Origin of the sequence: Phocaeicola dorei, from assembly GCF_013009555.1 — a bacterium.
Classification (GTDB): domain Bacteria; phylum Bacteroidota; class Bacteroidia; order Bacteroidales; family Bacteroidaceae; genus Phocaeicola; species Phocaeicola dorei.
Genome location: NZ_CP046176.1, coordinates 4830656 through 4855628 on the forward strand (window position 1 = coordinate 4830656; position 24973 = coordinate 4855628).

Here is a 24973-nt window from a genome sequence, read left to right on the forward strand (position 1 = left end):
TTATCTGTTAAACAATGAAAAAGCGAACTCCGGCTTTTCAGCACTGGAGTTCGCTTTTCGGTCATACTTGAATTCCATGTCGTCAAATAAAGGGTAAGTCGGTATCTTCCAGCATGGGCGCGAGCATCCGGCACATTTCGTAAGACGCTTGATTTCGGCTGTCAATCCGGCACGACTCACGTTTTGCCATGGCGATGATACATGCCTTTATTGTTTTGAAAAATGTCTGTTCCAAGGTCTTATGGAAAAACGGGAGTGTCTCTGCAAAACGTTCGGGACTGAATCCCGTATCATTCAGTGCCTGTTCCAGTGCCTTTGCCGCCTTATACTCCCGGCTTTGTTCCAACCGTTCCGGTAAACCTCCGGACTGCGCTATATGGAGCTGGCGTTCCAGTTCGGTAACGGCTGCCGAGAGCAACAGCTTGATGGCATCCGGATTTCCGATGCCGAATTTCCGGTTGTCGGTTGTGTGAAATTCGATCAGGTTTACAGAGCCGTTCTCCTGAAGATTTCTGTAGTGCGTCAGGTTCTCACCCAGCATCTTTGTTCTTTGATTATCCATAGTTTTATTCATTTTCAAGATGTGTAAAAGACTCGTCTGTTTTCAGTCAATCCAAAACGTGCCGCAATGCGGACATTTGGTACCGCATGGGAAGCTGTTTATATAATAGGTATCTCTGTGACGTTTATGGTTCATGTCTCCAAAAGTACATCCGCCTTCCCGAAACCTTTTTTCATAAAGAGCTTCCTGCTTCTGATATTCATTTATGTGACTCTTCTGCAAAGTGACTTCCAGAGGCATCATTCCGGTTTCCCAACGGGTGGAATCACACCAGCTGTTCAACAACCCGCAAATTTCATTCGCATAGGAATAATGTACCTGAGAATCCACAAAAAGATTGTCCCTGTAGAACGGAAGGGTGATGTCAGTCTGAAGACTTACATGATACCCCGCACCATTCCGGCTGTCTACAATAGCAACAATGACACCTCCATAGAATCGGATGCGCTTGAAATCATGTGAAGTATCTCCCGTAATCAGTCTGGAGAATATGGCATTGAAATAGATGCGGAGTTCGCCACCGTACGGAGCATTGACCAGAAGTTCATGGAGTTCATCGGTAAACAGCCCTTCCTTCAGTTGAAGCGCTCGTCTGATTTTACGAAGAGAGACCGTTTCGGATTCTCCGCGCCCACAGCCTCCGTACACATAGCCCTCGATTTCGACTCCAAGGGAGTAGAACATATTGGTTACAGCGGAATTGTCTATCAGTTCTTCTGCCGGATCGGTATTGTTCCGTTCGTAAAGCAGGTCTTTTATCTTCTCCTCATGTCGGATATATTCGGCGGATTTCCCGTCCGCTTCCATCTCATTCCGTATCTCCGAGAGATACCCTTGCAGGTTGTCATGTTCCTGATCGGCATACCACTCCAGGATTTGTTCTTCCAATGGACCGAGACTGTTCCGACGGATGCACTGCTCCTGCAAATCATCATGGCTGTCCAAATTCTCCCGGTAGTCCACGTAATAGAGGCTGACCGAATGAGGAACATAGTCCGTCCAGGATTGTTTTTCCTTCTTCATACCGCTTCCTCCTCTGTCTTTAATGTTGTCACATCATCCACTCCGTTGACGGGCGGCAAACAATCTATGATATATGACAGATGTCCGGCAAAGGCTTCATCCGGCTGGAAGTTTACCTCATTCCCGTATTCATTCTCTACACCATAGAGGCGCAAGTTGCCGTTCTCGATGGTAACCCTGCAAATCAGCACATCAGCCGGAGCCGGTTGTACGCTGCCTGTATTGACAGCAATGACGGGGCATTCCCCATCATTGCTGTTCCATTCATAGGAAGCTCCATGCAGTTCTATGGCTGCATACAATTCCCTGTATTCCATTTCTTTGATAGCCCTTATCCGGGCGTAAAAGTCTGTATGGTTCATATTGCGTTTTTTTGTTGGATTTCTGATACATGTGCAGAATGGAAACCCTGCCGGGAACCCATCCTGCATACTGATTCAAGCCTGCACTTCCTTCTTTTCCATTCTGATGCTCCGCAGCTTGTACAGCAGGTAATGGAACAGTTCCAGGTCGTAGATGCGGTAAAAGAACTTTTCCCCTGTTTCTTTGACCGTTCCGGCGAAAGACACAGACTCTCGGTTGGTGGGATATTGCAGAAAATCCCCGTTTGCTGACAGGGTATGTCTGTTTTGCACCACTCTTTCCAGGAATCTGCCCATATCGTCGTTTCCCTCATAGCCGGAGAAGTAGAGGAAATGATGGCGGCGCAAGCTTTGGAGAACCCTGGTTGTTTTCTGTCTTGCATCCTTGCCGGAGGATTCGTCCGTACCTTTCACCAGGTTGCAGATGAATTTCTTCTCTCCATTTTTGTCAAGGAACAGATATGGGACTATAACTGTGAAACTATGCCGTGTATGGTCAAATATTCCCATTGGTTTTTCTTTGAGGATGCCGCCTTTGAATGTGACCTTCCGGTAATGTCTGTCCATTTGCTGTTCCAAATCCTTTCTTGGTGTGTTCACGGAACGCAGCCCCGTAAAATACCGTCCGTCTATCCGGAAGCAGAACCGGTGAATGCCGGCATGATACGGCTCGCTCATGAAAAAGAAATTCCGGGTGTGCCGGATGGGTGGCTGGGTGTCCATATAGTCAAAATAGTCCTCTTCCGTAATTTCACAGAACGGGGCGCAGAGAGACTGCAGGTGGATCTGCATTTTTTTGCAGATGGCATTCCCGGGCACGGCAATGAGGCTGGGGTTATTTTCCCTTTCCCTCAATTCTTCCAGTGTTTCGTGACCATAATCACTATGTATCCCATCAGACATGACGGTCAGGCAACTGCCGTCAAAGCAACGTGAATCAATGATGAATCTCAAATTGTCGTTTTTCATGGCTCAGATGTTTTGAAGGTCCAACAATCTTTTTGCGGCACCGAGAGCATTGGAGGTAAGCTGCCGTTGCCATGCCTTGTTTTTGGGTGACCAGCGGAATCCGGAGGATTTCAGTTCCTTTCGTCTGCTGTCTTCGGGAATCCTGTCAAACAGGATCTGAAGGCGGTCTTCCCCATAGTTCCATACAAGTGTTCCGCCCTCGAACGGCACTTCCTTGTTTTCCCGGCTTTGCATCGCTTTCAGCTTTTCGCGCATCCGTTCCGCCAGTTCCGGCAATTGGAAGAATTTGTTTCTCGGTGTGATGACGGGTTTCTTCACCCTTGCGTTATATTCGGAAATGAAGTCCACGGCCCTACGGACGATTTCCACTTCCCCGTGATTGGCCAGGGTGGATACCTTGTTCAGGATGCTGCTGACAAACAGGGCACGGCTATAGCCCCGGCATTGTCCGGTATCAATCCCATGGATGGTGTCGGCGCTGCTCTTGATGTCGCGTTTGAGCGTCTGCCATGCCTTTTCCTGTTTCTCTTCCTCCGGTCGTGCGGCTTCCTTTTTCCGTCTGATGGTTTCAAGAACTTTTTTCCGCCAATTGCGGAATTCTTCGTAACAGTTCTGATAGCTTCTGTTCGTTTTTTCCTGCCTGTAGTAATCAAATCCGCTCCGTCCCGTCACCATCGGGTTGGCACAGTGGGAGAGGACCGAGAGCTGGGCGGACAACTTCTGCCGGTAGGCGGCGATGTATGTATCCCCTTCCTCTTCCGGCATGAGTTGCAGGTCGTTGTGCAGCTCCTCTCCGTAAATCATGATGTCCGTCTCGCCGCGAATCTCCGGATTGAAGGAACTCCAGGCGTATGCGTCGCAAGCCTGTTTCCACATATCATCCAGATAGCCCGGATGTTTGAATGCTACGGCTTGCCAGTCTTTGAAATCCCTGGAATGCAATTCATTGCGATCTTCCGGATTTCCGTACAGGTGTACATAGTTGCCCGTTCCATGATGCTCCTTTCTGAAATGGAACGGTACGGGGGGATAGTCCGTACCTTTTTTCCGGATCATCGTGACCCTGTGTGCATTCTCTATGGTAAGGTCTGCTACTTGCTCTTCGCAGACCTTTGCTGTTGTTTCATTCATAATCATTACTTTTTTAAATGTCAGCCGTAAATCATTTCTTCCAGTTCATCGTCCGTCAACAGGCGGATCTCTTCGTCCGAACAATAGTAAGCGATTTCTTCGTCCAAATCGAATGCTGCCGGATCAAGGCTTCTGATGCCATCCAGCAGTTCCTGTTCCAGTCTTTCTACGGAAACCAGATAGTTCCCATCTTTGCCTTGCACTTCCCGTGCAGGATAGCTCATTTCCCGATAAACCAACATCGTCATTTCCGGATTGGCTTCCTGCTGTCCTTTGCTTGTCGTCTTTCTGTTCATACCTTTATTTTTTAAAGTTTGACATGATCGGCTCCATGGAGCCGGATTTTCGTTTTCTTACTTGCCGGGCTGTCCTTTGTCGGGGATTGAGCAAGGCTTGGCAAAAGAAAATACCGCAGCGAAGCGAGGATGATTTTCTTTTAGTCAACCAGCCCCTGAAAGGGGCCGCCTTGCGCAATCAACCCGACAAATGGCTATATTTGCAGGTAAGAAATTGAAAGGACGGCAGGATATTGTGAATTATAGATTACAAAAAAAGCCATCCCTAGGGGGACGGCTTAATGACTGAATTTGTATACTTATTGTGCAAGACGCTCCTTCACGTTGTTCATTGCTTCTTTCAGGCTGCTGTTCATGACCCGTGCATAATGCTGTGTCATACGTGTGGAGGCATGGCCGAGCATGACGGAAACATCTTGAAGAGGCACATTGTTGGCAAGCGTGACCGTAGTCCCGAAAGTGTGACGGGCTACATGCGTGGTCAGATTCTTCTTAATGCCGCAGAAATCGGCTATTTCCTTGAGGTAGCTGTTCATCTTCTGATTACACATGACGGGCAAACAGCATCCTTTCTTAATGCAGGTCGGATGTTCCTTGTATTTCTCCAATATGGCCAGGGGTACGGGCAGCAATGGAATATTGCTGATGGAAGAGGCCTTCCTACGGTGTTCCAATTTGACCCTTCCTTTTCTTATCCACCAGTCTCCGAGATTGTCCTGTACCAGATTCTCTTTGTTCAGACTGGCAACATCGGAGAATGCCAGACCGGTGAAACACGCGAAGACAAAGACATCCCTGACCAGTTCAAGCCGTGGAATGGTGAATTTCTTTTTCATTACGGTCTGCAACTCGTCATAGGTCAGGAATACCGGATCGGTCTCGTCCTGCTCCATCTTGTAGCCGTAAAAGGGATTCTTGCGTATCCATTCCTTTGCCAATGCCATATTGGTAAATTTCTTGAAGCATTTCATATAACGGACTATGGTGTTCCGGCACAACCCCGCCTCCGTTTTCAGGTAGATGTCAAACGCACGGATGAACTCCGGTGTCAGCTCATGGAAAGTGACATCCTCCTTTCCGTAATAAGAGGGGATGAGCAGCTGTAATTTCTTCACCACGTTCTTATACCGGTTGATCGTGACGGGAGAGTAGTCTATACCCGCCAATGTTTCCATTTCCTTGATGCCTTCCCTCATGGTGCCGAGCAGTGTACGCATTTCGGTGTCTTTCCCGAAAACACGTTTAAGAATCAGTTTTGGGGTAATCAAGGCCTGTTCCAATACCAGTTCCTTGTGTTTTTCCAAGGCGCGTGCGTGCAGTTCAGCAATATAGGCGTTCAGTGCCACTGATGCCCTGTCCCTGCCTTTACTGCATCCTTTGGCGGCGTTCCATAAGTTCAGGGGTACGCTTCTTTGGATACGTACATCGTCATAGTCTCCATTGATGGTTATCCGCATCAATACCGGTGCCTCACCGTTTTTCAACAATTTCGTTTTAAGCACGAAAAACAGAATGTTCATTGTTCCTTGTTTCATCACTTTTGTTTTTTGAGGTGTTACATTCAATTGTTTCGTCAAAACCGGATGGCATGAGGACGTGGAGCGAAATGTTAAATTCGGTGGCTTTTTTGAGGGACTTGTGGAAAAGCCATAAAAATCCCATTTTTCTCAGGTTCGAATTGCCTTTTGTATCCCGGGTTCGATTCCTTTTTTTTATCCCGATGGGAAATACCGAATTTTTAAATTTCTTTCACTTTTTCGACTTCATCCGGTCATGTGTGCAAAATTACTTTTTCACACCGGAGATTGAAATTGTCAAACAGCTGAAAAACAATGAAGTATGGTGCATATTTATGGCTTTTTCAAAAGCCTTAAAAAAAGCCACTGAATTGGCAAAGTCCAACTTCACAAATATGTAGCGGAATGCGTAGTGAGGGTAAAAAAAAGAACCCTTGAACTATCTCTAATTCAAGGGTTTTCATGTGTGAAAAGCATTTATGTACTTTCTTTGGTGGTGCCACCAGGAATCGAACCGGGGACACAAGGATTTTCAGTCCTTTGCTCTACCAACTGAGCTATGGCACCAAGTCAGTGGTTAAGCACATAGGAACTTACTTCTCAGCACATTCAATAAAAAACTTAGCTTCTCGTTTGTGGTTGCAAAGGTAGACATATTTTTTGATTCTACAAATTTTCTACAAATTTTCTGTGAAATTCTTTTTGATTTCAAAAAAATGCCTTACCTTTGCACTCGCAAAACAGAAACGGAATGTAGCGCAGTTGGTAGCGCACTACGTTCGGGACGTAGGGGTCGGGCGTTCGAGTCGCCTCATTCCGACACTGTAAAGGATAAGAGGGTGTATCGTAATGAACGATGCACTCCTTTTTTCATCATGCCCTATAGTAACCAGTTAACTGAAATGAAGACTTATCCAAGAATTATGAGAAAAGATTATTCGAGAATTCTTGCCCGATTTCAAAAAGTTACATTTTTCCCTACCATAGTAGTTGGAATCCTGATACAAGTTCTGCCGGATCCTGCACCAAGTTCTGTGAAATCTTGTGCCAAGTTCTGCCTCACGACCTCACTCTTCCAGTGAAAAGACTAAATATTTACTTTTAGAAATAATAAAGAAAAATATAGATAGCGCTCCAGTTCTGCCACAACCGCCAATCGGGAGGGAACGGCAAACCAATGTCCTAAAGCATAAAACCTCTGCGGTTAATAAAAGGCCGGTTACCCCATTACATGAAGTAACCAGCCATCCATTATCCTGTTACCTAGTTAATTATCAAAACTTATAAGCTGCTTTACGTAACTCTTTCACTGAACCAAATGGTTTATTGGGCTTCAGGTAACGACCCATGAACTTATAAATGTCCAGACGAATCTTGCTTGACTCATAAGTGTCTAACCGATCAAAACTATGCGCACCGGGAGCACGCTCAAATATCTTATATTCAAACTTTTTGCCTTCTGCTTTCAAAGCTCGAATCATTGATTCCACTTCGATCACATTTACATCATCATCACTGGTATTGGTGTAGATAAGTAACGGGTCTTTCAACTTCTCCGCATGCCACACAGGAGAGCGCCGTTTGTATTCCGCAATATTATCCTTGGCAGTCTGCCCGATATGATTCTTGGCCGAAAAGATTTTGCGATAACTGTCGCTGGCATATCCCATACGCATGATTACATCCGAAACCGGCACACCGGCGAAACCACATTTATATTGTCCCGGATAATTGAAAAGATTCATCAGCGTAATCATACCACCATGACTCCATCCCATGATACCCACACGGTTACCATCCACAATATCAAAATTATCCACCATATAGTTACGGCTGATATATACATCCTCATTCTCCAATCCACCATAATCAATATTATTGTATGTACCCGAACCATATCCTGTACTTCCCCGGTAATCCGCTGCTACCACAATATATTCCTGCGCTATCAACTCGCGGATGATATGAGCATAATAGGTGTCCATATCGGCATGTACCCCACTATGAGGAAATACGATTAACGGATATTTCTTGTTTTCATCCACGCTTTTGGGAATAAAAATGTATGCTCTGAATTTAAGTTCGTTACCGGCACTCATCGAAGTAGGGTTGAACTCCTTCCAACGCGGTGGTCCACATAATATTACCTTATCTACATGGGCGATATCACCCACTTTCTCGTACCACAGGACATCATCAATTTTTTTCATTAACTGGTCAAACTGATGAACGGACAACTGTGCCCGTACTATTCCGGGCATACTACATAGGCAGCACACCAATACCACAAATTTTACTATTCTGTTTTTCATAAGCATATATTTAAATAATAATTATATAGAATATCAACTCTTGGGGTATCCCGGATTTTGTTCCATTTCAGGACTAAAGATAAACTGGTCCTCAGGAATCGGCAACACACATTTATAAAAATCCCAATCCACTTCTTCGTCCACACTGGGCAAATGATATCCTCCCTTCCGAATAATAGTCTTACCATTCCGCAGCAAATCAAAGAAACGATGTCCTTCACCTACCAGTTCCTTACTTCGCTCGTCCAAAACACGATCCAAAGTATAGTCAGCCATTGTCACCTCGTTATCGGGATTACCCCGTTTCACAATATCGTTCAAATAGCCAAGTCCTTGAACCGCAGCATCACCACCCAACTTACAACCAGCCTCAGCAGCAATCAGGTACACTTCGGACAAGCGAAGAACCACATTATTACATTCCAACGGTGCAGTCTTCATGTCCGTTCCTCTCAGTTTGTACAACCACCATACCGTTTTTCCCGCATATTTATTCTCCTCCAGCAACTGCCCACGCACATCTCCCGGATCAGCCAGCATCTGCTCCGCATATTTCTGAGTGACAAATCCCTTCTGATAGCCATACCAGTTCAATAAATACCCCCATGAATCCCGTCCTGGAGTATCATCCACACTATTGGCTATCTCAAAAAACGATTCCGAGCCAAACTTGGTTTCCACCGACCAGGCAGCCACATATTTCTCATGCGGATAAAGTGCATAGCTTCCCGATGCATCCACGTCCTTTATCAGTTGATCCGCCATATCAAACGCTTTCCGGTTATCATTATGATATAGGTAAACACGAGCCAGCAATGCACGGGCCGCATACTTGTTCATACGCCCGTTATTTTTCTCTTCGGACATCAATGTAACCGCCTCTTCCAGCGTTTCTATAATAAAATCGTACGCTTGAGCAACAGTAGAACGAGAAGGATTTTCGTATGTTCCCACCAAATGATCTATCAACGGAGCACCCAGTGACGCACCATTATCTTTCGTATAAGGATATCCAAAGCAACGGGTCAAATCAAACTGGCAAAGCGCAATCACTGCCATCGTTTCACCTTTCAAAGCATTCAGTTTCTTTTCATCCCCACTTTCAATTTTTCCTTCGGCAATAGCATTCAGAATATTCCACGCCTCACGAAGAATATAAAAAGGTCGTCCCCACAATGAACCGGCATTCAAACTATTAGGACGATGATTGAACATATAGCATGTATTGCATACTCCACTTTCCTCAGAACTCTGCATATCATCCCCCTTCATATCTCCATAGGCAAACATAGCAGCCCCATAATATCCGGAACCCGACATCAGATCATACAATCCATTCACCGCATTATCCACATCGGTTACTGTACGGAAAGCTATAGCAGTAGGAATCTTATTGCTAGGAGCTGTATCGAAGAAATCACCACAACCGGTAACAAGTAGTGAAGCTAATCCTAAAATAAAAAGTATTTTTTTCATAATGGTTCTGTTTTTAGTGCAATTGATGATTAAAATTTAAGTTCCAACCCGAAAGCATAAGTTTTCAATGGAGGGGTGTAAAATCCTACCACACCACTCATCTCAGGATCATATTGGCCGTAAGCTGCCCATGTCAACAAATTCGTACCCGAGAAATAAATACGGGCATTCCCTATTCCTAATTTCTGCAACCATGCTTTAGGAGCATTCAATCCCAATATCAGACTTTTCAGACGAATATGATCCGTAGAATGGATGGCACGCGAAGAATTATAGTTACCCCCTTTTTTATTCCCATATACAAAACGGGGGACATCCGTTATATCACCCGGTTTCTGCCAACGGCGGCGTTGCTCGGTACTTTTATTGCTTATCACTGAATAACCATCATCTTGCAGAATGTAGGATGCATTATCATACGAATAACCACCGAAACTATAAGATAAATTGAATGACAAGTCAATGAATTTATAATTAAAGGTATTCATAAAGCCTCCCGAGATAGTAGGCGTAATATCTTTCAACGGAATAGGACTTGCCTGTCCCGGATCGGTCACTTTATTTTTTGTATAATTGCCATTCTCATCCTGTTGGTTATCATAATACAAGGCACTTCCAGTCTCAGGATCCACCCCCGCATACTCACGCAGATAAATAGTATTAAATGGATAACCTTCCTTACGTACATACCTGCCATCCACAAACCAAGGCAGATCTGCCAGTTTCAGAATCTTATTTTTATTATGGCTCAAATTGAAGGCGGTAGTCCAGCTGAAATCTTTCGTCTTGATGTTATTGGAACGAACTTCAAGTTCCACACCGGTATTCCGCATCTGTCCCACATTGGTCAGCAGAGAAGAAAAACCGCTGATGGAATTCAATTGCTTGCTCATCAATAAATCTTTCGTTGTACGCGTGTACCAATCCAAAGAAACATTCACACGACTGAACAAGCCGATATCCAGCCCCAAATTCAGTGCATAATTCTTCTCCCAAGTCAGTTCCTCATTCCCCAATGTACTTTCCCACGGAGAAGGTTTTCCATTATAAAACGCCCCTGTGGTATAAGTACTCTGATAACCATAATATGAAGAGGGAAGATTCCCATTCACCCCATAGGAAGCACGAAGTTTTAAATCACTTAATACTGATTTCAACGACTGCATGAACTTTTCCTGAGAAAGTCTCCATGAAGCGGACAAGGACCAGAAATTCCCCCAACGAGTATCGGGAGACAAGCGGGATGATCCATCCCTGCGAAAACTGAAACTGGCATAATATTTATCACCATAAGAATAGTTCACACTAGCCACATAGGACATTAATGCATCTTCCTGCAATTTCTGGTCAGCATCTATCGGATCGGCTGCATTTCCCAATGAAGTGTTGATATCCTGCCCGTAAGTTTTCTTTGCAGCATACAAATCCTCATAATCATACTTCATCACCTCGAAGGCAGCGACCGCACTAACAGAATGTTTACCGAAAGTTTTAGAATAAGTCAGATTATTCTGTGAAGTATACCGCATACGGTCAGTCATCTGCATACGTCCCCGTCCCTGATAAGTAGCTCCATCACGTCCTTCAGGAGACTGAAAGAAAAAGTCCTTTGTCAACGAATAATCTACCGTAAACACACTGGATATCTTCAAATTGTCCCACACATTATAAGCTATTTTAGCCGTACCCATCGCACGTACCGTCCGAGCATAATAATCATTCACCTCGGCCTCCAATACCGGATTATATCCATTGTTTTCACGATACCCGCTGGCATACGTTCCATCCTCATTATAAATGGGAGTAGAAGGCGTCAGATTCACTTTTGATGCATAAATGGCACTTCCATAAAATTTACCCTCAGGTAAATGAACGTTCTTTGTCCACGAAAAAGAAGCGTTCATTCCAAATTCCACCTTTTTATACTTGTTACTTGCATCCACACGCCCCGTAAAGCGCTCCATTTCTGAATTCAGGGAAACACCCGTCTGCTTGGTATATCCCAAAGAACCGATAAAACTGGAATTTTGGTTGCCAGCACTAGCAGACAGGTTATAATCCTGTTGATAACCTTTCTTGAACAGAGCGCTTTCCCAATCCGAATACCCCTGAGGCAGGCGTTTGGCATACTGGTCGATATTCGCATCAGCATACTGCTGTGCCTCTTGTTCACTTACTCCCTTATCCAGTTGAAAATTAACCAGTCCTTCATGAATCAATTCCCTCCTTTCCTCACCTCCCATCAGCGGACGATATGTATAAGCGAAATCAGTGATTCCATATTTTGCCGCCATATTGACACGAAGTTTACCTTCTTTTCCTTTTTTAGTAGTGATAAGCACTACTCCATTAGCACCTTTCGCACCATACAATGAAGCCGAGGCTGCATCCTTCAAAACAGTGATACTTTCAATATCTGCCGGATTCAACGTTTCAATAACTCCCATTCCTCCCGCTTCGGACATACTGGTAAAGTTACTCAAGTCATAAGATGGAATAGGCACTCCATCTAATACATACAGAGGCTCGGTGGAAGCATTCATAGAAGCGATTCCCCGTACCCGTAAAGTTGTTTTCGCACCGGGTTGCGAAGAAGTACCGGCAACTACACTGATGCCCGGTATATTCGATTCAATCATCTGCCCTACGGATACAACAGGTAATGCCTCCAGTTTTTCTGTAGTCAGAACAGAAGCAGATCCCGTATAAGTTGCCTTCTTGAAATCTCCATATCCGGTAACGACCACTTCGTCCAACGTATTGGCATCTTCTTTCAATACAATATGAAAGTCTCCCTTCCCTTTTGTCGGAATATCCTGTGCCAGATATCCTATATAGCTCACAACCAACGAAGCGGATTCGTCCACTTCCAACGTAAACTTTCCATTAAAGTCGGTGATAACCCCATTGGTGCTTCTACCTTTTTCCACCACATTGGCACCAATCAGAGGTTCTCCCATTACATCTTTCACCACTCCCGTCACTCTTTTCTTTTTAGAACCAGGCCGCGAAACAGCTTTCTTCTCGATGAAATAGATTTTGTTGTTTCTGATCTCAAAAGTAAGATCAGTGCCTGAAAGGAGTCTTGTCAATGCCTCCTTCAGTGTAACATCTTTGAGTTGCATGGTTACCTTACGATTCACATCGACCAACTGGTCACTGAAAACCAAGCTCATACCAGTCTGACTTTTAATAGATGCCAGTACTTTTTCCACCCTCTCATTCTTAAAGTCTAAAGAGACTTTTTGCGACTGTGCTGAAACAGTAAAGCCAAATAAAAGGACTCCCAACAGCAGTAATGTCTTCATTTTGGTTCTTGCTTTCATTTTCATCAATAGTATTAGTTTGAAACAAAAGAATTTCTTATATAGGCTAACACATCACTCCAAAGAAGGTATGAGTCCATTTTTCATTTTTTAGAAAAAAAATAGATGCAAGTGTATTCACTCACATCTATTCCACTTTTCTTCTATAACCCTCGTTATTTAGAAGTTACTTCAAATACACCTTCTTCTATTTCCGTAAAAACAATATTCGAAACGGCTTCCAAATCATAGAGCACATCTGATGCATTGACTTTTCCTGTTGACAGAGTAAACCTGTTCTTCAATACCGCAGAATCTTTCACTATGAAATGAACATCATAATGTCTTTCCATTACCTTTATAATTTCACCGAGTGGAGTCAGATAAAAATTAAGGCTGTTGACACGCCATGCCGAAATCTGTTCCATATTATCCGGACGGGAGATCAGGCATTTCCCCGACTGACGGTTATATTCCGCACTCTCCCCCGGAACAAGTCTGTACTCCTTCGCATTATGATCTCTGAAAAGAATTCCTCCTTCATCCAAGGTTATCCAAATATTGGGTTCGGCGGAATATGCCTTTACATTGAATTTTGTTCCAGTTACTCTCACTTCCACCCCTTGCAAATCCACCTTAAAAGGGCGGTTCTCATCTTTGGCAACATTGAAATACCCTTCTCCCCAAAGCTCCACCGTACGATTGAACAATCCAAACTGCTTGGGATACCTCAAGCGAGAATCCGAGTTCAAATGTACAATACTGCCATCCTGTAAAATCACCCGGATCTGTTCACCATAAGGAACATTTATGTCAGCATATTCCGGTTCAGAGAAAATGCCCGTCCGGTTTGCCAAAAAGAACAAGGAAACACTTAAAAAAACAAACGGTAACAGCACAGCCGCCACCCACATCCATCTGCGACCAACCGGGCGTTGTCCGCGCTCACATTTTATCTCATTCATAAAACGCGCTTTCATCTTTACTTCAGGTATGGAATGCGAGTCAACACTTTCCGGCATCTCTTCCGACAACATCCCGATTTCCCAGTCAAAGCGTTCCGACAAATACTTATTACCTTCTTCCGTAGCAAACCAACCAACTACTTTCCGAGCTTCTTCAGGAGAAGCTTTGTTGTCAAGCACTTTATCTATCACCGACTCATCTATCTTCATAATCTATTTTTTTGTATATTTATAATAACACCTCATCACAACAAAAGTATGAGTACATTTCAGACTATTAAATTAATCCATATCACAGGAAACCATATAATTAAAGACTCTATCTCGTTACGGAGGGCTTTTATAGCCTGTGTGTAATGGGATTTCACAGTAGGAACAGTTATCCCCATCCTGTCGGCTATTTCCTGATTGGATAATCCATATTCTATTTTCAACAAGCAGATTTTTTGTTTCTGAGGAGGAAGTTTATCTATAGCAACCCGCAGGAATTTTCCGAGTTCACCATTTTCAAATTGTGTCAAAAAGTCGTCTTCATCTTCATCATTCACTTGTTGGGCCATTTCGTATAGTTTCTCGAAAACCAAACTACGATGCCTCAATTCATTCAGTATATAATTCTTTAAAATAGTAAATAGCAAACTACGGATACCCGACTCAAAGCTAAAATTTGTCCGCTGCTCCCACAATTTCATAAAAAGATACTGAATCGCATCTTCCGCCTCTTCTTCTGATTTCAAAAAACGATAGGCTATGGTATATAATAACCGGTTATAGCGTTCAAAAACAGCGGCAAAGGCATATTCTTTCCCACGGCGAAGATCGTCATATAGTTTCTGATCAAAATCCGGATATTGATTCATAATAAATGCTTTTCCTAGTTTTATTAAAAGGACGACTTAACACAAAGATAGTATAATTGAACCTATCTTGTCTCAGAATACTCAAAAAATATACATCATTTCGTTTTTTAGTTCCAGAATTCTTTACACAATTTACTCCCCAACTCCAGACTCCGAAAGTTACGAATATCCCTTCTTATAAATAACAGTTATCTCTGATATAAAACTTGGACCCGAAAGATTATACATCTTACAAGTGCAACATATATAATGATAACACCTGAAGATTTATAATGTGTCACGGCATCTTCTATCAATTAAAATCATAATTAAACCAATCAAAATAACATTTACCGCCTATTCCCAACGTATTATATGAATACAAGCCCACACGCGCACCTTTCCAATCGCCGAACTTTAACGAATAAGCATCTCCACATAAAATAAAATTACAGTTATCAAAACTATAGAACAACTGGCAGCGATTCTTCTTTGCATCCAACATAACACGTAAATAGATTTTTTTACCGGAAACCATCTTTACTTGCTGAACGTCACCATTTTTTTCTAAATACAGATAATTTTTACCTTCCTCACGACTAATGCCAATTCCGTTATAAAGACTGCCTGTGCAGAACAATCCACCTCTTTGTCCATCAGCCAGCGCTGAAAAATCAAGCAACACAGTGGCTGTGCTTAGATACCCCATACATTTTTGAGTTAACATATTGCGAGATTCTCTTAATGTTGCAGCCTTCAAGGCTTTCAAAGCAAGCCAGCCCCTACGCTCATTTAAACTCCAATGAGTATTCACTGGATTATGATTAAACTGCCATTGCAGCCCTAAAGTGTAAGAATTGAAATCATCAGTCGTTTGAGGGTGAGAAACAAGAACACTTTTGCTTACACCAGGCTTTGTCCAAACCTTTACCGGCTCACCTATCCCATTCATATCCATATCCACCCCTATCACGGGCCAATTCTCCATCCAACAAACAGGCTGCAAATGCACGACACGTCCCAAAGGTTCTGTCAATTGGAAATGAAAAAACCACCATTCTCCTTCAGGCGTATCTACTAAAGCCCCTTGATGAGGACCATTTACAGTAGTGTTTCCCTGTTCCAAGACTACTTTCTTTTCGTATGGTCCATAGATATTTTTTGAACGTAAAATAGTCTGCCATCCTTCGCCTACTCCCCCTTCAGGAATGCTTAGATAATAATAACCATGCCGTTTATAAAATTTAGTTCCCTCAGCTACAGGACCTGTATAAATAATTTTCCCATCATCCAACAAAGTTTTACCATCCGGAGTCATACGATGTAGATAAATAGGACCTGCCCCTAACTGGCTACGCCCCATGTAGGCCTGTCCATCCTCATCCCAAAAAGGACAGGGGTCCTCCCAGCCGCCTATATTCTTCACACAATGCAACGGCGTCCACGGGCCATGAGGATCAGTAGCAGTACTCATCATCAGTCCTTCTCTAGGTGTACAAAAATAAATCCAAAATTTACCATCATGAAAACGGATAGCAGGCGCCCAAGATCCTCCTCCATAATTTTCATTATTATCCCATCCGGGAAAATCAAACCGATTATACACTTGACTGATGATTCTCCAGTTCACCATATCATCTGATTCTAACACCGGCATCCCGATATAATGAAAATCAGAGCAAACCATATAATATTTATCTCCCACTCTAATCACATCAGGATCAGAATAATCTGCATTTAAAATAGGATTTATATAAGTTCCATTACCTTGGTCACCCCAAGAAACAGCTTGTCCTTGTACCTTTTCCGACAAAAACAGCAAAACAAACAGAAAAGCCAAAAAGAAAAATCTCATAGTATCATTCATCATTAAAAAAGAAAATTGCCTTCATCATTCCTAAAGATAAATGATAAAGGCAATACACTAAATTATATACAATCAATCCCAAATCATTCAGCTACAACTTCAATTACGCGACTGTTAAGTTGCTGTGCAGTAAACAAATTCAATCCTACATTCATCAAAAATTCTCCTGAGAAAACCTCACCATTACCTGATAAAGAAGAGTTGGCTCCGGGCATTAAGTTAATTTCTTTCACACGATACATTTTGTCTGCATCAAGCCCCTGCAAACGCACCGGCAATATTTTTTCCGCATAACGAGGATGAATATCGAAAGCAAATACCGCTGCTTTATCCTTATCTTTGCCCACATACATAGTAGAGGTATGATTACTGCCATAAGGAGAAACTAAACGATACATATCACCTTCCAGAACTACCGGCTTCAAACGGTTATAATTCTGCACAGCAGTACGGCAATAAGTTTCATCATCCTTACTCATATCCGCTAATTTGATATCAAAACCAAGTTTGCACATCATAGCCACATCCGTACGGAATTTCACACTGCTATTCTTATTCCATGTAGTAACATGAGCGCACATTGTCTTGGCTGGGAACACCTGTGAGAATCCCCACTGAATAAATAAACGTTCAATAGGGTCAGTATTATCACTAGGCCAGAATTCTGTAAAATATTTCAAAGCCTCATAGTCTGAGCGTCCACCACCACCGGAACAAAGCATCATCGGCAGGTTAGGATATTTTGCTTTCACACGCTCCAATACATTATACAGGCCACGCACATAATCAATATATAAATGTGACTGTTTATTTTTCAAATAAACAGAGTAAATATTCGTAATAGGACTATTGCAATCCCATTTGAAGAAAGCGATATCAGGATATTTAGTCATCAAATTGTCCACAACTCCGAATACATAATCCTGTACTTTCGGATTGCTCAAATCCAGAACCAATTGGTTACGGAAATAATACTCGTCACGATTCGGAAGATGAATCACCCAATCTTTATGCTTTTCATATAATTCACTTTTAGGATTCACCATTTCCGGTTCAATCCAAATACCAAACTTTATACCTTTTTTCTTAGCCGCTTCCGTCAGATAACCTACGCCGTGAGGAAGTTTATCAGCCGTTTCATCCCAGTCACCTAATCCTTGATGGTCACCACTGCGCGGATACTTGTTGGCAAACCAACCATCATCCAACAAAAACATATCCACACCCAGTTCTACTGCATCATCCATCAGCTTCACCAATTTCGCTTCATCAAAATCAAAATAGGTGGCTTCCCAGTTATTCAACAAAGTCATACGAGTCTGGTTCCCATCCTTCACCTGATACTTACGGGCCCAATCATGGAAATTACGGCTAGCCTGTCCTTTACCTGTAAAACTGTAAGTAAAATAGAAATCGGGAGTACGAAAGATTTCATTCGGTTTCAGACTATATTCCGAAGCATACGGATTAATTCCTGATATAACACGGAGTTCATTCTTATTATCCACCTCGAATACAAAACTGAAATTACCCGTCCATCCTAATGTTCCGACCAACACTTCACCTTGGTTCTCTTCTGATTTTCCATCCAATGAAAGTTGGAAGAAAGGAGAGCAGAACATATTGGCACGTGCTCCCAATTTAGTATCAATCGTTTTTTTACCAAATTCCAAAGGTTGTTCCTTCACATGCGCCTCACTAGCCCAGTCTCCCGAGAATTCAGTCAGGAAATAGTTGGCACGATTCAAGTGCAACATGGAAGACGCGTACTTATGAAGCTGCACAGGTTTCTTTTCCTGGTGGCTGATTTCAGTGAAAGTCTTTATCAAATTTTCTTTCTGATAAGCCACATAATGAAGTTTTACAGTTACAGGATATTTATCATCCTGCATAGTAATCACCACTTCATCTACCCCCGGCGACACTTGATTCCGAGTATGAGAAACATATTTTAATAAAGTAGAAGGATTGCCATCATTATGTACTATATGAATAGCCGGTTCAAAATAATCTTCCATGCCATGAGTAAGATATGCTTCGCTACCCTGTGGCAAATGGGCAATATCTGTAGCATAATTCAACTTCTTTCCCAAATAACTTTGATATAGACGTCCGTTATTACCAACCCAGTAAATAAGGTCTACATTTTCTGTACTAATTTTAATTACTGGCTTATCTGCCGCTTTTAACATAAATGATATGCATAAAAAACATATCAAGAAGAATAATCTTTCTTTCATGGTATTATTTATCGATTAAAATTATAGTGCAAAAATAGGGAGAGAAGCTCAAAAATCCCTACTCAAATGCGCCATAAAATAAGAATTTTGACGCTTATACCCTCAAAATCATCGAAATCAAGCCTGTATTGTAGGTAAAATCAAGGAAGTCTGCTATCTTTGTTATCCAATTCTAATACATGGATATATGCCACGAATTAAAGAGGGATTTAAAGGAGAACGCGCCATCGTACTTCCTGCTTTTCTGATTGAAGAATTAAAGCAAGATCCGTTAGGCAGCGAACTTTACATTACAGATATAGGATATTATCCTCATGCCTGTTTTCATTACCGGAAACGCAACACCGAGGAAGCAACCGAGTTTATCCTTATTTATTGTATGGAGGGAGAAGGGTGGTTCGAGTTAGACAAACATCGATATGTAGTTACCGCCAACCAATTTTTCATTCTACCTAAACACCAGGCACACGCTTATGGCAGTAATGAGAGAAATCCCTGGACTATTTACTGGATCCATTTCAATGGAACAAAAGCTGCATTTTTCAGTGCCGGTTTTGACCGTCCGAAAGACATCACTCCACAAGAGGATTCACGAATCAAAGAAAGATTAGTACTCTTCGAGGAAATCTACTCGTCCATCAGCTCCGGATATAGCAAAAACTATATGCTTTATGCCACTACCAGTCTTTTCCATTTTTTAGGTTCCATGAAGTTTATTGGTGAATATCGGGATTGCGGTTCTATGCGCAATGGTTGCAGAAGCAAGGATGTGGTGCAAATAGCGATTCATTTCATGCAAGAAAATTTGAGCAAAACCATTCGCCTAGCAGATATCGCTGCGGAAGTAAACCTCTCAGTTTCCTATTTCTCCAATCTGTTTGAAGAAAAGACAGGCTCCTCTCCTCTTCGATATCTTACCTATCTCAGAATACAGGAAGCCTGTCACTACCTGGATTTTACTAACCTAAAAATTAACCAAATAAGTCCCTTGGTAGGCTATGAGGATTCTCTTTATTTCTCCCGGTTATTTACTAAGACGATGGGGATGCCTCCATCAGCTTATAAAGAAAAGAAAAAAGGTTAAGACTTACACCATCTACCAACAGTCGGTCCGGAAAGGGGCAACCGGGAGCCCGTTCTCTCCGTACAAATTACAATCCGGATTATCTGCCCAGCCATAACGTGCAGCAAGAGGGGCAGGAACTTCAGTAGAAGAAAGTATAATTTTTCCATCATGGACCATAGCCTCTGCCGGATAAAATACACGGTCCGGCCCTGCAATGGTAAAGCCTTTTAAAGTTGTACCTTTAATCTGAAATCCATCTTGCTTTTGTCCGAAATCCAATTCCATCTTGTTCCCCTTAATTATATAATTTTGGAATACAGGAGCCGAACTTGAAACATTTTTTCCATAACTACCGGCCAGGGCAACCAAAGCTAAACGGCGTCCCACCTCTTGCTTATTCTTAGGATGAATATCATCAGCCAAACCAATATCAATGGTCACGGCCATACCAACTTGGTCAAGTTTTAATGCTTTAGTTTGCGCTTCACGCAAAGCCGCCCATTCGGAATCCGGCTGTATTTTCTTGGATTCCATAAAATTAGCCAATTGTACAAAATAAAAGGGGAAATCACTCCGCCATTGTCGGCGCCAATCCGTAATGAGAGCAGGAAACAAATCTCCATATTGTTCTGAACGACCTACATTAGCTTCACCTTGATACCATATTACTCCTTTAATGGGAAAAGCAGTCCATGGTTTGACCATCGCATTGAACAGCACCGTAGGATAACTGGAGCTTTGAACAGGAGAAATCGGTGCAGGTGGAAATCCTGTTAAAGAAAGTCCGATACGATATTTCCAATCTCCAGCCAAACTGATCCGCTTTCCATCAGCTTCTACATAAAGGTCCTCCGCCTTGCCATGAATACCGCCTTCTCCACCAAAATCAGAAACACGAACAGCAAGAACCGCCTTACCAGCCTTCACTAGTTTTGCAGGAATGGTATAAGTACGCGGTGTCATATAGCCTGCCCCTCGGGCAATCTCCACCCCATTAAAATAAGTGATATCTTCATCATCAATCATTCCTAAATTTAGTTTTAACGGTTTACCAATCCATTCTGCTGGAATTTCAAAACTACGACGGAACCATACTACTCCATCAAAATTTTTCAATCCATTCTTTTCCCAGTAATCAGGAAGGCACATATCCCACCATTGTCCTTCTGACAAGTCCGGTGCAATCCAGCAAGGCTTATCTTCCTCCATTCCCTTATCTTCCTTAGAAAAAAGAGATTGCCACTCAGAGCGTTCTTGATTATAGGCCTTTTCCATACGAATAGGGTCAAAGTCCAATTGTTCCATCTTAGCCAACTCTTCACGAAAGCCCAGCACCTGTTTCAATGTTTCATAGCTGGTCCACGCTTCAGCAGGCGTTCCTCCCCACGTACAGTCAATCACACCCACAGGGACATTTAATTCTTTCCATAATGAACGGGCATAAAAATAAGCGAGTGAAGAGAATTCAGGAATTGTGGCGGAAGAACATTCCTGCCAACCTCCCATAGTAGACTCCATATCACTCAACGGAATTACTGAAGTATTCTTCTTCACTTGAAACAAACGGATAGAAGGATAATTCGCCTCCGTTATCTCCTGCTCATAATTCATGACTTTCCCCCAACCCGCAACAGGCATCTCCATATTAGACTGACCAGAACAAAACCATACCTCTCCCACCATTACATTTTTTAATTGCAATTTCTTACCATCCGTAAATGTCAACGTATAAGGCCCTCCTGCAGCAGGAGTAGGCACAGACAAACTCCAATAACCGTCCTTATTCACCTGAGTCACATACACTTCATTATTCCAGCCTGTAGTTACTTTTAAGATTTTACCCAATACCGCTTTACCATGAAAAGTAACCTCCGTATTTTGCTGAAGAACCATATTGTCCGTAAAGTAAGCGGGTAAGACCACCTTGGCGTAAGAATTTACATACGCCAAGAGAGAAACACATAAAAACAATATTTTATTTCCCATATTTACCAAATTCATTTGTTCCACTATTATATTCTTCTTTAATCATACATCATCGGAAGCTACACCAATCTGAATTTCAAATTCTCCAAGCTCCACCAACTCGCATCTTATTTATTATTATAAGGTGTTACCAACAATTTATAGGAACCACCTTGCAATAAAGCCTCATCAAAAGTAATACATATATCTTTGGTTTCACCCGGCATCAATGTGAAATAATTGTCATTCATAATAGCAGGAAGAATACGCTCTCCATCCGAGGTCCGAACAGCCTGAACATATACTGCAAACGCCACACCTTTTGCAGACTTTAGGTGAGCTATAGCTGCCCGAATCTCTGCCTGACCATTTTTACGCAACAATTTAGAAGAAACTTTCAATTCGGCTGCCGGCAAAGTATTCAAAGCCGTAAAGTCCAAACGGTCGTTGCCACGCCAATAATTGTTTTCAGAAACAACCTTTCCTGATTTATCTTTCAACGTCAAGCGGATAAAATGTACATCGCTCAAACCCTCACTAGGCTGTGTTCCACCCAATACATCAAAACTCCATAATGAATAACCAAACCACCAACCTAGTTCCGTCCCAAACATACGTACATAACGGGCATCAACTTCGGGGAAAGTAATTTCATCTATTCCTCCACGTCCTTCATCAGTTTTATATACTTCTTTCCAAGTCTCGGCGTCATCTGACACTTGAATCTTATATCCTTTACCAAAAGATGCCTCCCAATTCAAGCGAACCCCACCTACGGGTTGCACACTGCCCAAATCCACATAAAGCCATTCATTTTCCGCTTTTGCCGCTGCCCAACGGGTATCTTTTTTCCCATCCGTAGCATCTGAAGGCTGTCCATAAGTGGTACTTGAAGCAAAGGTCGGTTTATTTAATGACAGATTTTTACGCTCTTTATTGAAATCTATCGTAAAACATTGCACAGTAGAATTGCTAGGAGAGTTCACAATAGCTGATTTTGTATAAGCCTCCACAGACTTTCCATCCAGATTGTAAACTTTTACTTCAGCAGTCAAACCTTCCATATCACATGCTGTGGTATTAGCAATCTTCACACCGTCCGTCACAGGATTCCAAAGAATATGCACCGGTTCACAGGCTGATTTTGCTCCCCAAAAGGCTCCTGTCAAATCATAATAATAGTCATAAGTTTGCCAAACCATAGACGGATATGCCGACTGTCCCATCCAAGTCATGATACCTGATGCATCCTCCCACATACGATCCAGCCAACCCTCATACATAGCCTTATTAGATTCAATATTGACAAGCTGAGCCTTACGGCAATAATCTTCAATCCCTTCGGGCTTGCCAAAACCTTTGGTTATAGAAGCATCATAACGATCGGGAGCTGCATTAAAAGCATTTTGGCCAAAATAGTGCTTGTTCCACATTTCATCACGAGGCCACCAGTTCTCCTTGGGCATAAATTTCTTGAAGCTTTCAAAGGTAGGAACTACAGCTGTGCCAATTTCTGTACGAAATCCCCAGCCACGCGCCGGATCTCCTTCCAAGCCATCAGGATATTTAGTAAAATAAAAGCGAGGCTCAAATGCTCCCCACGGACCACTACCGGTCAAGCCCTGAGCATGGGAGTTTGCTTGAAAATAACGATCACCTCCATCAAAGGTCCTAATATTTTCCGCCATCCATCCTTCTAAAGGAGGCTGAGGATTAGATTCATTATCGCCACACCACACGGCTATACTAGGGTGATTACGCACACGTTTTATTTTCTCCATCATATTATTATTGAACACATTGAGGTCATAAGGCAAATTCGGATTAGAGTTTATCCAAAAATCATCCCATACCATAATGCCATATTTGTCACATGCCTCGTAGAATTCATCATCTGTAACAGAGCCGAGCCAATTACGTATCATATTAAAATTCATTTCCTTATGCAGGCGGACTTTGGTATCATATTCCTCGCCACGGCAACGAAGCATATATTCAGACATCCCCCAATTCGCTCCCTTAACAAATACCGGAATATCATTAATATAAATATGGAATGTATTGCCCTCTTTATCATAAGAATATTTCTTTATACCAAAAGAAACATCTTTCGTTTCCGAAACTCTTCCATCCACCATCACCTCAAACTTACAATGATAAAGATTGGGTTCTCCATACCCATTTGGCCACCACAGACGCGGCTGGTCTATACACAGTTGTGGAAAATAGCGTTTGTCAAACTTCACCTGTTCAGTAGTATGGGCATTCACGTCTAATTCTTTTTGAAAAACAATGTTTCCTGGGGTAATTGTTCCGCGCACCAATACCTTCGTCTTTTCTACCGAATTATTCTTGACATCAAGCGCCACACTCAAATCCGCTCTGGCACGGGTAGGTAAATTAGTACGTATCCAAGGATCAATTAAAGTAGCTGTTCCCGTATTAGTAAGAAATACCTTATCGGTTATACCACTATTCAACCCCGGCACATAAGGCATCCAATCCCATCCGCCACTAGACAAATAGGTTGGACTGCCCTGATTAGCCAATGGAGTATCAGGCATATGAACAAGTACAGCCAATACATTTTCTTTATCACGATTTACTATTGAAGTAACATTAAAATGTCCACGATGCATAAACCCATCCAGTTTACCTAATAATGTTCCATTCAGATAGACTTCCGCACGACGGTTTACCCCATTAAAATTCAACCATATCAATTCTTTTGTAAAATCAGCAGGAACACGGAATGTAGTACGATACCAAAAGCTACAGTCGTATTTGTCGCGATTTACCTGATGAATATTGTCACCAAAGTTAGGATCTTTCTCCAGCCCTGCTATTACATACGAATTAAAAGCTGTTCCAGGCACAACAGCATCTACCCAAGCAGAAACATTGTATCCGTTTCCACAAAGTGACTTCACATCCGTTCCGACTTCAGCCTGAGGCTTTAACTTCCATTTCATTTGTGGGTTATCGCTATGTAAATACACAGTTTGAGCATGCAGTACTTGCATACATCCCAGTAGGGCTAATACAACCCATGTTTTTTTTACGTTTTTCATATTATAG

At 42.4% G+C, this 24973-nt stretch carries 18 protein-coding genes and 2 tRNA genes; 3 read left to right on the top strand and 17 right to left on the bottom strand.

The features are described 5' to 3' along the window. Positions 1–82 precede the first annotated feature (82 nt). The 6 genes from GKD17_RS19775 to GKD17_RS19800 all read right to left on the bottom strand — a co-directional run bounded on the left by GKD17_RS19775 (position 83) and on the right by GKD17_RS19800 (position 4343). Positions 83–562, bottom strand: a complete 480-nt coding sequence (locus GKD17_RS19775) for a hypothetical protein (RefSeq protein ID WP_011964850.1) — start codon at positions 560–562, stop codon at positions 83–85. A 42-nt stretch (positions 563–604) separates the two neighbouring features. Next, entirely contained in the window at positions 605–1585 is a 981-nt protein-coding gene (locus GKD17_RS19780) for a hypothetical protein (RefSeq protein WP_007838819.1), read from the bottom strand. Continuing rightward, positions 1582–1947, bottom strand: coding sequence for a hypothetical protein (locus GKD17_RS19785; RefSeq protein ID WP_228683655.1), 366 nt, complete (start codon positions 1945–1947; stop codon positions 1582–1584). Before GKD17_RS19785 ends, GKD17_RS19780 begins: the two co-directional genes overlap by 4 nt. A 75-nt stretch (positions 1948–2022) precedes the next feature. Next, the gene (locus GKD17_RS19790) at positions 2023–2916 is read right to left on the bottom strand and encodes a hypothetical protein (protein WP_032936853.1); all 894 of its coding nucleotides are present in this window, start codon (positions 2914–2916) and stop codon (positions 2023–2025) included. 3 nt (positions 2917–2919) lie between these two features. After that, complete coding sequence (locus GKD17_RS19795; RefSeq protein ID WP_080549564.1) at positions 2920–4047, bottom strand: hypothetical protein; 1128 nt, start codon at positions 4045–4047, stop codon at positions 2920–2922. 20 nt (positions 4048–4067) lie between these two features. Next, a complete protein-coding gene (locus tag GKD17_RS19800; RefSeq protein ID WP_007838828.1) occupies positions 4068–4343 on the bottom strand; it encodes a hypothetical protein in 276 nt (91 codons plus the stop codon). 23 nt (positions 4344–4366) lie between these two features. Here GKD17_RS19800 and GKD17_RS23640 point away from each other — a divergent pair, with 23 nt between their 5' ends. Next, a complete protein-coding gene (locus GKD17_RS23640) occupies positions 4367–4561 on the top strand; it encodes a hypothetical protein (protein ID WP_007838830.1) in 195 nt (64 codons plus the stop codon). 81 nt (positions 4562–4642) lie between these two features. Here the strand turns inward: GKD17_RS23640 and GKD17_RS19805 are convergent, their stop codons facing one another. After that, positions 4643–5878, bottom strand: a complete 1236-nt coding sequence (locus GKD17_RS19805; RefSeq protein WP_007838832.1) for a site-specific integrase — start codon at positions 5876–5878, stop codon at positions 4643–4645. A 473-nt stretch (positions 5879–6351) separates the two neighbouring features. Then, a tRNA-Phe gene (locus tag GKD17_RS19810) sits at positions 6352–6427 on the bottom strand. A gap of 180 nt (positions 6428–6607) precedes the next feature. Here GKD17_RS19810 and GKD17_RS19815 point away from each other — a divergent pair. Next, positions 6608–6680, top strand: a tRNA-Pro gene (locus tag GKD17_RS19815). A gap of 454 nt (positions 6681–7134) precedes the next feature. Here the strand turns inward: GKD17_RS19815 and GKD17_RS19820 are convergent. The 7 genes from GKD17_RS19820 to GKD17_RS19850 form a co-directional block, all read right to left on the bottom strand. Continuing rightward, on the bottom strand, positions 7135–8172 hold the full coding sequence (locus GKD17_RS19820; protein ID WP_007841111.1) for an alpha/beta hydrolase family protein: 1038 nt from the start codon (positions 8170–8172) through the stop codon (positions 7135–7137). Between the two features lie 33 nt (positions 8173–8205). Further along, positions 8206–9648 (bottom strand): RagB/SusD family nutrient uptake outer membrane protein, encoded by a 1443-nt coding sequence (locus GKD17_RS19825; RefSeq protein ID WP_007838838.1) that lies wholly within the window; start codon positions 9646–9648, stop codon positions 8206–8208. Positions 9649–9677: 29 nt separating this feature from the next. Next, positions 9678–12974 carry a TonB-dependent receptor gene (locus GKD17_RS19830; protein WP_007855345.1) on the bottom strand — a complete coding sequence of 1099 codons (3297 nt, stop codon included), beginning with the start codon at positions 12972–12974 and terminating at the stop codon, positions 9678–9680. A 155-nt stretch (positions 12975–13129) separates the two neighbouring features. Beyond that, a complete protein-coding gene (locus GKD17_RS19835; RefSeq protein ID WP_007838842.1) occupies positions 13130–14128 on the bottom strand; it encodes a FecR family protein in 999 nt (332 codons plus the stop codon). Positions 14129–14187: 59 nt separating this feature from the next. Next, a complete protein-coding gene (locus tag GKD17_RS19840; RefSeq protein ID WP_007838844.1) occupies positions 14188–14778 on the bottom strand; it encodes an RNA polymerase sigma-70 factor in 591 nt (196 codons plus the stop codon). 292 nt (positions 14779–15070) lie between these two features. Next, entirely contained in the window at positions 15071–16612 is a 1542-nt protein-coding gene (locus tag GKD17_RS19845) for a glycoside hydrolase family 43 protein (protein WP_007848349.1), read from the bottom strand. Between the two features lie 95 nt (positions 16613–16707). Beyond that, positions 16708–18864 carry an alpha-galactosidase gene (locus GKD17_RS19850; RefSeq protein WP_032936854.1) on the bottom strand — a complete coding sequence of 719 codons (2157 nt, stop codon included), beginning with the start codon at positions 18862–18864 and terminating at the stop codon, positions 16708–16710. Positions 18865–19051: 187 nt separating this feature from the next. Between GKD17_RS19850 and GKD17_RS19855 the strand changes: the two genes are divergently transcribed. Beyond that, positions 19052–19948: an AraC family transcriptional regulator gene (locus GKD17_RS19855; protein WP_007838852.1), complete on the top strand. Its 897-nt coding sequence runs from the start codon at positions 19052–19054 to the stop codon at positions 19946–19948. A 12-nt stretch (positions 19949–19960) separates the two neighbouring features. On the opposite strand, the gene GKD17_RS19860 is transcribed toward GKD17_RS19855, so the two are convergent. Both GKD17_RS19860 and GKD17_RS19865 read right to left on the bottom strand, forming a co-directional pair. Further along, the gene (locus GKD17_RS19860; RefSeq protein WP_007838853.1) at positions 19961–21931 is read right to left on the bottom strand and encodes a sialate O-acetylesterase; all 1971 of its coding nucleotides are present in this window, start codon (positions 21929–21931) and stop codon (positions 19961–19963) included. 92 nt (positions 21932–22023) lie between these two features. After that, on the bottom strand, positions 22024–24966 hold the full coding sequence (locus GKD17_RS19865; RefSeq protein WP_007838854.1) for a galactose-binding domain-containing protein: 2943 nt from the start codon (positions 24964–24966) through the stop codon (positions 22024–22026). Positions 24967–24973 lie beyond the last annotated feature (7 nt).